Raw genomic sequence first — 9,327 nt, 5'->3', positions numbered from 1 at the left:
TCTGGCGACTTGACCATGAATGGCGTCACCAAGCCTGTTGTTCTGGAAACAACGCTTAACAAGTCAGCGCCATACCCGTTTGGCCCAAAAGAGGGCACGCCGACCTTGGGGCTGGCTGCCACGGCGACTATCGTGCGGTCTGAATTCGGACTTGGGGCCTTTGCACCTGCGGTGAGCGACGAAATAGAGCTCTTGATCAATATCGAAGCGTTAAAAGCTGAATGATGCGTGCAGGGGCACCGATACGGCGCTGAGCACTCATTCTTTAATTTTGGCGGATGGTCAACACGATGAATGTACACCTGAGAACATTGGCGGTTGCTGTGACGGTAGTGACATTGATGTGCTCGATGGCGTCCGCGCAAGAGCGCTCCTTGCCGGAGCGCATCTCGCCCCGTCCCGAAACGACAAGCGGCGTGCCGCACACTCAGATTGGTGTCGAAATTAATGCCGATTTGGCCCAGCTATTGCTGGAGCGAGTTGCGCAATTCCCGGGGGTCATACTTGGCCCCACACGCATATCATTACCTGGCGCGATTGGCTTTCAGCTTGATCCCGATATGTTGTTGTCCCAACCGAACTCTATCGTCGGTGGATTTGAGTTTGCGCACATGCATCCTGATGGCAGCTTGCACGCCTCGCTCGACCCAGAAATGGCGCGAAGGGCAATTGAGGCTGGCTGGGCCGTCGCACACCCTTGGGCCAAGCAACGTCCTGGGTGGAGCGGCTTTGTCATGATCTATACTCCAACCACACCCGAAGAGCTGGATGTCGTCATCGATCTGTTAGAAAGCTCCTACACCTTCATCACCGGCATCACTCTGGGCTAAACGCCCACCTGCTGACCTTTCCGTTGCTGACAAATAAGCAGGTCAGTCAAAATTCAGTTTTACCGGAATTTCAGGTGATTCATATAAAACCGCATTAGACGGGCATGATCCAGAGATGTGGCGCAACCATAATGAGTGCAACTAGGATCGTTTGCGTCGACTCATCCTCGTAACTTGTCAAAACCACATACTCCCAGTAGGTATTTGGTATGTTTCGCCTGGTCCTGTCGATACTTCTTGTTATTGCATTCTCTGGTGCGTCCGCAGCGTCGGTGAAGCATGGCTTGACCCATGGATCGGATCATTCTGGTCATCATGCTCAAATGGCGGACGACGATCTGTTGGCTGATGCCGAGAAAGCTGCTGCGGATTGTTGCGACACCACTAGCGGTATGGGTTCAACATCCTGTTTTGGTGATCTTGTCGCCACGGCGGGGATTTCGCCGATAGCTCCATTGGTCATCTCAGTGGTTGGTGTGACGTACGCAGGAGCCGATTTTTCGGGCCGCGCACTGGGTGTTCCTACCGGTCCTCCGAAAGCCTGAATGGCAACGGGCGCTCGCCCGCATTCCGTTCAATTTTCACATCAAAGGACCGACAGACATGATCACACGTCGTCACTTCACCACACTGTCTGTAACTGCTCTCGTCGCGACCGCTCTTCCCGTCCGAGCAGGCACCCCAATGCACGTGCTCAGCTCACCAGGTTGCGGATGTTGTCACGCATGGGCCGACTTGGCTCGCGCACGTGGCTACGCCGTCACCGTTGAGGAACTGATCGACCCCGAAGCACAGAAGTTAGCGCGGGGTATCCCGCTGAACCTCGCATCCTGTCACACGATAAAAGCCGATGGTTATGTCTTTGAAGGCCATGTGCCGTTTGAAGCACTGGAAGCCGTGTTGAAGGATAGGCCTGACATCACAGGGCTTGCTGTTCCCGGCATGCCAATGGGCTCCCCTGGTATGGGCGACGATCCGTCCGCTCGTTACGACGTCATTGCATTTGGGGGAGAGGCGGGGGCCGGTACGGTATACTACCGCGCCGGCACCGCGCAGCCGTTCGACACCTGATGTTATGGCGCACAACATTGTTGGTCACCGGTGGGCTTGCGCTCGCCGGTTTCGCCGTGGCGTTCGTTCAGGTCCAGCCCTCCAAAACGGTCGGTCTATTGAAGCCGGATACGCCGAACTGGTCGCCACTGGAAAAGATATCTACGCGGACCAATGTGCTGCCTGCCACGGAGCGCGCCTGGGAGGACAGCCAAACTGGCGGATACGCGGCGAGGATGGCTTGCTACCTGCGCCGCCGCATGACGCCACAGGTCATACGTGGCACCACGATGATGAAACGCTCTTCACCTTGACCAAATTTGGCCTGGCCGGACTGATGGAAAATGCGCCCCCAACCGGTATGCCGGTTTATGAAGGTGTGCTCGGCGATGACGAAATCATAGCGGTCCTTTCTTATATCAAGTCAACCTGGCCCAATGACCTTCGTGAGTACCACGATGAACTGAATGCCCAATCCGAATAGAGGAAAACTCAGATGATCAAACAAACTCTTATCGGCTTGGTCGTAGCAATGGTTCCTGTGCTTGCGGCTGCGCATTCAAAGTCCGAAGCAACGACACCGGCTGACGGCGCGACTGTCACGGAAGTGCCGGAGCTTTCCATGCGGTTCGATGATCCGATGCGCATCATTTCGGTTACGCTCACCTCCCCAGATGGCGACGTCGAAATTGACCGCGAAACGGGTATGGACCCCGCTACGGAATTCCGGGCTGTGCCGCTGGAAGAGCTCACACCGGGAAGCTACCGCTTCGACTGGCGCGGTATGGCTTCCGACGGTCACCCGATGCAGGGCAGTTTTTCTTTCACGGTCGCTGAGTGACCGGACTGTCCCCTATAGATGGTGTCGTCGTCTTGGCCATATTGGCGAAGGCACTTGGCTACGGTGCGGCGTTGCTGGCGATGGGTAGCGTCCTGTTCATCGTTCTCTTTTCCAAGCGCGCCGATGCGTCCGTTTTGCGCCTTGCACGTCACCTCGCGGTCGGTGCGGCGCTTCTCGGTCTCGCCGTTCTGGCTTTGCGTTTCGGTGTCAGAGCGGCGCGGATATCCGGAATGGGGTTAGAGGGCGCGACGGACCCAATGATGCTTGGCTTTGTCTGGGACAGTCCACTTGGCACCGCCGCGATTTGGCGAGGAATGGGTGAACTCGCGATATTAGCAATCCTGCTCCCGCGCGTCGGGCACTGGATCGCTTTGGCGGGCAGCCTTGCCATAGCGATTTCCTTTGCTCAGGTGGGCCACTCGCTCGGAGAGCCCAGGGTTGCTCTCGCAATCTTGCTGGTTCTGCATTTACTGGCTGCCGCGTTTTGGGTCGGTGCTCTCCTGCCTTTGCGCAAAGCGGCGCCCACTCCAACTGGGGCCGATCTACTGCACCACTTTGGCAATGTCGCTGCTTACGGAGTTGCCGTCCTGATTGTTGCTGGCGCAGCACTCGCATGGCTGCTTTCGGGCTCCGTAGCCGCCTTGTTAGGGACGGCCTATGGATTGGTGCTTTTGGCCAAGGTCGTGATCGTTTCTGCCCTTCTTGGCCTCGCGGCGTTGAACAAGCTGAGATTTGCTCCGGCTCTCAGGGCTGAGAAGCGTGGCGCGGAAATTGCTCTCCGGCGGTCGATTTCAATAGAGATGTTGGCCGTTGTCCTGATCCTGTTTGCAACTGCAACCTTAACCAGTGTGACGACACCTCCCATCAATCTCTGACGGCGTCAGGCTCAAAGCCGGAACTGAAAAACTGTGTTACGAATGTCCGCATAGGGCTGACCGCGGTGCTTTGGAGCAAAATGCGGATGACTGCAAAGTCCGCAACGTGGACATTCGAACAAGTTGCAGCGTACGGCTGCTGTGTGGACAAATCAGGCTTTCGCGATTGGACAAAGCATGTCCGCTTAGCGCCAGTCTCCGACCTTGGCGTCAGGATGTCTGAAAGCGCACTTGACCTACTTTGCACTCATGTTTCCCAAGGAGGCTTTGTGCCAATCTCAGCGACCAGAAAGTCCATGAACACCCGAACTTTGGGGGACAGCACGTTGGACTTGGGATAGATCAACCACAAGACATTGGCTTCGCTGGCCTCAAAGCTTGGGAGAACCCGTATCAATCGGCCTGATTTTAGTTGATCGTGCACGCTCCATAGAGCGTTCAAGGAAATACCGGCTCCGGCTAATGTGGCGTGAACCTGGCATTGACCGTCATCGATAATCAATTGACCTTTGGCTGATGCGGGATCGAAAATGGCGTTCTCGCCTGCCGGTCCTGTCAGTGGTCGCGGTTGTCGGTTTTGGAAAGCGATCAGATGGTGGTTTGTCAAATCGGCTGGTGTATCGAGAACGCCGTGCGTGTCGAGGTAGTGCGGCGCGGCACAAAGAATACGCTGGTCATCAGCCAGTTTGCGACCCTTAAGGCTGCTGTCGACAAGTGGCGCGTTCCTGAGTGCCAGATCGTAGCTTCCTTCGATCAGGTCGAACTGCACATCCGACAGACGCAGATCTATTGTGAGGTCGGGGTGCTGTTCAAGGAACTTAGGCAGGATTGGCGCAATGTAGAGCTGTGCAAAACTGCTTGGCGCAGCGAAACGCAACGTGCCCTTGATGGTTGTTTTCTGCTTGCCCAGAGCCGCAAGTGCGGCCTCTTCCTGCGCGATGATTTCTCGGGCGAAAGGCAGGAAATCGGCACCTTCAACTGACAGCGACACTTTGCGTGTAGTGCGATGCAGCAGTTCGGAACCCAAACTCTGCTCTAACTTGGCGAGCTTTGCGCTTGAGACGGCCGGGGCCATTCCAAATGCGCGCCCCGCCGCGCTGATGTTCAACATTTCTGCCGCTCTTACAAATAATCGCAGCGCGTCTGTATCAAGTCCCATTGTGTAGCAAACCCGAATTATCAATCCGTGAATAGGTAGTTTATATGCAATTGGATTGACGTTAAATCCCTCTCATCGATGCAATGAAGCATGCGAAGGAGGAGCAAATGGCGCGGACAGCCACAGTCAACTACCACGTTCACAAACCCTACCGGCAAGCTTTTGAGCTAGATGCAGGCGGGACTGCTGGTAATCTGGTGTCCCCCGAACTGACCTCCGCGGTTGTTGCACTGGAAGATACCCGCGCGACTACCAACACAGTTGCATTTGCCTCTGATGCCGTTGAATTCATATCGCTAGAAACGCAGGCTCGGGATTTTGCCGGAGAGGCTTGGAAACCGGTATACGATGCTGAGCTGACAGCGACGTTGTCGGACAGGTTGGGCGTGCGCGAGGTTGTAGTTTTTGATCACACTGGTCGGACGGATGACTCCCATGCAACGCGCAAAAGCATCGAGAGCCGTACTTTGGTGCTCTACTAAAGGAACCCAGAGATGTTGGATAAAGTGCAGCCTACTGAGTTTGCCCAGATCAACGTGGCCTACAACCGGGTGTTCCGTCCCGGACGACTGAGCGTTGGCCTTGTGTTGCCTCTCGAAGCCTATGCCGTCGACGCAGAGCCGACGCTACGGGGACACCTGAAAGCGGCTCAGAAAGCCGAGGAACTTGGGTTTGCAGCACTTTGGTTGCGCGACGTGCCGTTTTATGTTCCAAGCTTTGGTGATCCCGGACAAGTTTACGATCCATTTGTTTATCTGGGTGCTCTGGCAACAGTGACAGACCGGATTGCGCTTGGAACGTCGAGTGTCATCTTGCCATTGCGTCACCCCGCGCATGTGGCCAAGGCAGCGGCGACCGCAGATATGCTCTCGAGTGGTCGGTTGCTGTTGGGCGTTGCTTCAGGTGACCGCCCCGAGGAGTACCCGGCGATGAACCACAGCTTTGACGACCGAGGGGCACGTTTCCGCGACTGCATTGACTACATTCGCGCGGTTGGAACGGCCTATCCCAAGTATGAAAGCGCTCAGGGCACGCTGTCTGGCGGTATTGACCTATTGCCAAAGCCGCATGGCACACGTCTGCCGATGCTTATTACCGGCGGTAGCCAGCAATCCCCCGATTGGGTGGCGCAGAACGGCGACGGTTGGATGACCTATCCGCGCAATGCGTCTGCCCAGGGGCAGGTCATCGCGGATTACCGACGACGCGTTAGGGAAGCGGGCCAACTGGACAAGCCCGTCATGCAGTCGCTTTATGTCGATGTCGTTGCCGACCCCGCTGCGCCTCCGCGTCCGATCCATCTTGGGTTTCAGTCTGGCACCGATTTCCTTCGCAGCTATCTGCGCGAGGTTGAAACGCTCGGGGTCAATCACGTCGCCCTGAACGTTCGGTTCAATCAAGCTTCCATCGATTCAACCCTCGAACACCTAGCAGACACTTTGCTGTCTGACTTTTCCTAAAGGAACAGACCGATGACCAAAACTATTCTCATCACAGGCTCGACCGACGGCATTGGCTTGCTCACAGCAAAGAAGCTGGCCGCCGATGGGCACAAAGTGCTTTTGCATGGTCGCAGTGTACCCAAATTGGAGAGCGCAGCTGCCGCTGTCGGAGGCGATGTCGAAACCTATGCCGCAGATCTGAGCGATCTGTCCGCGGTTCGAAAACTGGCCGAAAGCATACGGGCCGAACATGACAGGTTGGATGTATTGATCAACAACGCAGGTGTGCTGAAAGCCCCGCAAACCGTGCTTGAGAATGGGCAGGATATCCGCTTTGTGGTGAACACGCTCGCACCATACCTTTTGACCGAATTGCTACTGCCGATCATTCCCCCCGACGGGCGGGTCGTGAATCTGTCATCGGCAGCACAGGCCCCGGTGAACATCAAGGCCATGCAAGGCAATGTTCCGCTGGCGGATATGGAAGCCTATGCTCAAAGCAAGCTGGCTATCACCATCTGGACCCGGGAATGGGCGAGATCGCAAACCGAGGCACCGGTTATGGTCGCTGTAAATCCCGGATCACTATTGGCCTCAAAAATGGTGAAAGAGGGCTTCGGCGTTGCCGGGAACGACATGAGCATAGGTGCTGATGTTCTTGTTGATGCGGCGTTGGGTGAGCAGTTCGCTGGTGCGTCGGGTGCATATTTCGACAATGATAGTGGAGCCTTCACAAATCCGCATGCTGCGGCGCTGGACAAAGGTCACGTTGCAGACGTCATGAACACAATAAGAGACTTGATCAGCCAGACTGCCTGACCAACGCGGCGCGAAAGCGCCTCGTACTTCCACCATTAACTCTCCCCTGACCCTCGCGCATGCCGCGTCGAGGCCCAAGAAAGGACTGCCTGATGAAATTCGAGAACTTTCAAACCTTTGACGTAGCCGTTGAGAACGGTATCGCTACAGTGACATTCAACTTTGGCTCCGTGAATGTGCAGGGCCAGGAAATGCTGGCAGATCTCAACAGTCTGGCCATGCGGCTGGAGCGTGATCGCGATACCAAGGTCGTAATCTTTCAATCTGCCAATCCGGAAATCTGGGTCTGCCACTACGACACCGACCTGCTCAAGGACATGTCGACTGAGGCAGTATCCCGCGAGGATGCGCAGCTTTTGGATCTGCAATCCATCTGCGAGCGGATCAGTAAGGTGCCGCAGGCAACTATCGCAAAGCTGGAAGGGTTTGCACGTGGTGGTGGGCACGAATTGGCGTTGGCCCTCGACATGCGCTTTGCAGCGCGGGGAAAGTATAAGTTCATGCAGATGGAAGTTGGCATGGGTATCCTGCCCTGCGGCGGCGGCGCCTCGCGCATGGCGCGTCAGACCGGCCTTGGAAAAGCGCTTGAGATCATCCTGAGCGCGCAAGACTACGACGCGGATGATGCAGAGCGTTTGGGCACCATCAACAAGGCTCTGGAGCCGGATGAAATCGGCCCGTATGTGACCGCACTTGCCGAACGGATCGCACAATTCCCCGCAGAGTCGATCAATGCCTGCAAACAGATGGTTTATGAATCCATCGACAAACCGATTGATGAGGCGCTGAAGGCCGAAGCCTATTGGCTCTATCAGGCCACCAGCAAAACTCCGGCGGTCAAACGATTCACCATCGCGGATGAACAAGGCCTGGAACACGACATCGAAAACCAGCGCAAGTGGGGCGATCTGGTGATGCAGGTGCAGGACATCAACTGATCCCCCGAACCAAACCATCACGGAAGAAAAGGAATACCCCAATGAAAGCAATGGTTTTAAATACCTACGGACCCGATGCACCGTTCGAGCTTGGTGAAGTGCCCGACCCGGTCGCGATACCTGGGCATGTGGTCGTCAAAGTGGCCGCGGTTAGCGTCAATACCGTCGATACAATGATCCACAGCATGGGCGCGGACCTGCCCCTGTCCCCCAAATTGCCGGCTGTGCTTGGTATGGACTTTGCTGGCAAGGTCATCGCGATTGGCGAAGGCGTGACAGGTTTTGCCATCGGCGATGAGGTGTTCGGCTGCGCCGGTGGTTTGGTGGACCTTCCGGGCTCTCTGGCACAGTACATCAATGCAGATGCCCGCCTGATTGCACATAAGCCTAAGACTCTGGGCATGCGGGAAGCCGCCGCTCTACCTCTCGTTGGCATCACGGCCTACGAAGGGTTAACCCGCGCCGGTGTTGGCGAAGGGCAGACTGTTCTGGTTCAGGGCGGCGCAGGTGGCGTTGGTCATGTCGCGGTTCAAATCGCCCGTCATCTTGGCGCAAACGTGTCCGCGACAGGCCGCGGCGCAGATCAGTTGTCCTTGATCGAGGGTCTTGGTGCGCGTCCCTTAGATTTTACAACGCAAACAGTCGAGGACTATGTTGCCGAGCATACTGATGGCGTGGGCTTCGATGTGGTGTTTGATAGCGTTGGCGGGCTGAACATGACGAACTCGTTCGAAGCCGCCAGGCTCAATGGCCATGTCGCCTCAACGGTCGCGATGGTCGAGATTGATTTGACGCCTGCGCATTTCAAAGGTCTGTCTCTGCACGTCGTTTTCATGCTGATCCCAATGATGCACGATGTCGGGCGGCAAACCCATGGAGACATCTTGCGGTCGTTGGCGGATCTGGTGGATTCTGGCAGGCTCAAGCCAATTGTCGACGAACAGAAGTTTGGGTGGGGCAATGTCGATGCCGCCTATGCGCATCTAACGCATGGAGGTGCGGTCGGAAAAGTCGTTGTGGAACTATGATCTGATCCGGTTGGGGTTGGTGCGCGTAAGATGACCTTGCGCACCAACTCAGTTTGAGCTGCAATTGATGTCGCCTTTCAGTGCTTAGCTGACTTCAGTGTAAACTCCAGCATAGGTTACTTTGGGCTCGTTGCTGAAGTTCACTGCACCCTGTAACAGTGACCGATAGGCAGTCCAAAGCGGTCTTTGATTTCGAATCCCCAAAGTTGAATTCAGGCCGTACGGAGCCTTGGTGGCTATATTATTATTGGCTTCAACAAGGGTCTTCGCGATAGAATAGCAGACGTTAAGGGGTGGCACGAATGTAGACCGCGACGGGTATTACCTCTAACGTGGTTTTCGCGG

Annotated in this window: 14 protein-coding genes; 13 read left to right on the top strand and 1 reads right to left on the bottom strand. The window is 55.9% G+C overall.

The window, feature by feature from the left end:
- The 8 genes from AC2FLJ_RS03900 to AC2FLJ_RS03865 form a co-directional block, all read left to right on the top strand.
- Positions 1-225, top strand: a 225-nt coding sequence (locus AC2FLJ_RS03900) for a YceI family protein (protein ID WP_496704484.1), incomplete at its 5' end; no start/stop codon positions are given.
- A gap of 65 nt (positions 226-290) precedes the next feature.
- The gene (locus tag AC2FLJ_RS03895) at positions 291-830 is read left to right on the top strand and encodes a luciferase domain-containing protein (protein WP_496704483.1); all 540 of its coding nucleotides are present in this window, start codon (positions 291-293) and stop codon (positions 828-830) included.
- 209 nt (positions 831-1,039) lie between these two features.
- Positions 1,040-1,375 (top strand): hypothetical protein, encoded by a 336-nt coding sequence (locus AC2FLJ_RS03890; RefSeq protein ID WP_496704482.1) that lies wholly within the window; start codon positions 1,040-1,042, stop codon positions 1,373-1,375.
- A 190-nt stretch (positions 1,376-1,565) separates the two neighbouring features.
- Positions 1,566-1,901, top strand: coding sequence for a DUF411 domain-containing protein (locus AC2FLJ_RS03885; RefSeq protein ID WP_496704481.1), 336 nt, complete (start codon positions 1,566-1,568; stop codon positions 1,899-1,901).
- Positions 1,901-2,194, top strand: coding sequence for a hypothetical protein (locus tag AC2FLJ_RS03880; RefSeq protein ID WP_496704498.1), 294 nt, complete (start codon positions 1,901-1,903; stop codon positions 2,192-2,194). Before AC2FLJ_RS03885 ends, AC2FLJ_RS03880 begins: the two co-directional genes overlap by 1 nt.
- Positions 2,080-2,364: a c-type cytochrome gene (locus AC2FLJ_RS03875; protein ID WP_496704496.1), complete on the top strand. Its 285-nt coding sequence runs from the start codon at positions 2,080-2,082 to the stop codon at positions 2,362-2,364. The genes AC2FLJ_RS03880 and AC2FLJ_RS03875 overlap by 115 nt, the downstream gene beginning before the upstream one ends.
- 12 nt (positions 2,365-2,376) lie before the next feature.
- Positions 2,377-2,721 carry a copper resistance CopC family protein gene (locus AC2FLJ_RS03870; RefSeq protein WP_496704480.1) on the top strand — a complete coding sequence of 115 codons (345 nt, stop codon included), beginning with the start codon at positions 2,377-2,379 and terminating at the stop codon, positions 2,719-2,721.
- Positions 2,718-3,596 carry a CopD family protein gene (locus tag AC2FLJ_RS03865; protein WP_496704479.1) on the top strand — a complete coding sequence of 293 codons (879 nt, stop codon included), beginning with the start codon at positions 2,718-2,720 and terminating at the stop codon, positions 3,594-3,596. Before AC2FLJ_RS03870 ends, AC2FLJ_RS03865 begins: the two co-directional genes overlap by 4 nt.
- Before the next feature lie 247 nt (positions 3,597-3,843).
- On the opposite strand, the gene AC2FLJ_RS03860 is transcribed toward AC2FLJ_RS03865, so the two are convergent.
- Entirely contained in the window at positions 3,844-4,755 is a 912-nt protein-coding gene (locus AC2FLJ_RS03860; RefSeq protein WP_496704478.1) for a LysR family transcriptional regulator, read from the bottom strand.
- 107 nt (positions 4,756-4,862) lie between these two features.
- On the opposite strand from AC2FLJ_RS03860, the gene AC2FLJ_RS03855 reads away from it, so the two are divergent.
- The 5 genes from AC2FLJ_RS03855 to AC2FLJ_RS03835 all read left to right on the top strand — a co-directional run bounded on the left by AC2FLJ_RS03855 (position 4,863) and on the right by AC2FLJ_RS03835 (position 8,982).
- Positions 4,863-5,237, top strand: coding sequence for a hypothetical protein (locus tag AC2FLJ_RS03855; RefSeq protein ID WP_496704477.1), 375 nt, complete (start codon positions 4,863-4,865; stop codon positions 5,235-5,237).
- Between the two features lie 12 nt (positions 5,238-5,249).
- Positions 5,250-6,215: a TIGR03571 family LLM class oxidoreductase gene (locus AC2FLJ_RS03850; RefSeq protein ID WP_496704476.1), complete on the top strand. Its 966-nt coding sequence runs from the start codon at positions 5,250-5,252 to the stop codon at positions 6,213-6,215.
- Positions 6,216-6,227: 12 nt separating this feature from the next.
- Complete coding sequence (locus AC2FLJ_RS03845; RefSeq protein WP_496699841.1) at positions 6,228-7,016, top strand: SDR family NAD(P)-dependent oxidoreductase; 789 nt, start codon at positions 6,228-6,230, stop codon at positions 7,014-7,016.
- Between the two features lie 92 nt (positions 7,017-7,108).
- On the top strand, positions 7,109-7,954 hold the full coding sequence (locus AC2FLJ_RS03840) for an enoyl-CoA hydratase/isomerase family protein (protein WP_496699842.1): 846 nt from the start codon (positions 7,109-7,111) through the stop codon (positions 7,952-7,954).
- 41 nt (positions 7,955-7,995) lie between these two features.
- Entirely contained in the window at positions 7,996-8,982 is a 987-nt protein-coding gene (locus AC2FLJ_RS03835; RefSeq protein ID WP_496699843.1) for a zinc-dependent alcohol dehydrogenase family protein, read from the top strand.
- The last annotated feature ends 345 nt before the right edge of the window (positions 8,983-9,327 follow it).

The sequence above is a fragment of the Ruegeria sp. CDSA034 genome, from assembly GCF_059612275.1.
The sequence above is the reverse complement of the archived record's forward strand: the minus strand, read 5'-3'. Positions and strand labels throughout refer to the sequence as shown.